General features: G+C 52.6%; 1 rRNA gene. It reads left to right on the forward strand.

Going from position 1 to position 411, the window contains the following annotated elements:
- Window positions 1-411 (forward strand): 16S ribosomal RNA (locus ASC50_RS05085); the annotation flags it as partial.

Genomic DNA, 411 nt, shown 5'->3' on the forward strand with positions numbered 1-411 from the left:
TTAAGTAATCCACCTGGGGAGTACGCCGGCAACGGTGAAACTCAAAGGAATTGACGGGGGCCCGCACAAGCGGAGGAACATGTGGTTTAATTCGATGATACGCGAGGAACCTTACCCGGGCTCGAACGGCTATAGAATTTTGGTGAAAGCCAAAAGCCAGCAATGGCTGTAGTCGAGGTGCTGCATGGTTGTCGTCAGCTCGTGCCGTGAGGTGTCGGCTTAAGTGCCATAACGAGCGCAACCCTTATCATTAGTTACTATCAGGTAAAGCTGAGGACTCTAGTGAGACTGCCACCGTAAGGTGAGAGGAAGGTGGGGATGACGTCAAATCAGCACGGCCCTTACGTCCGGGGCTACACACGTGTTACAATGGGGGGGACAGAAGGTTGCTACTTGGCAACAAGATGCTAA

The organism is Candidatus Symbiothrix dinenymphae (assembly GCF_001431085.1).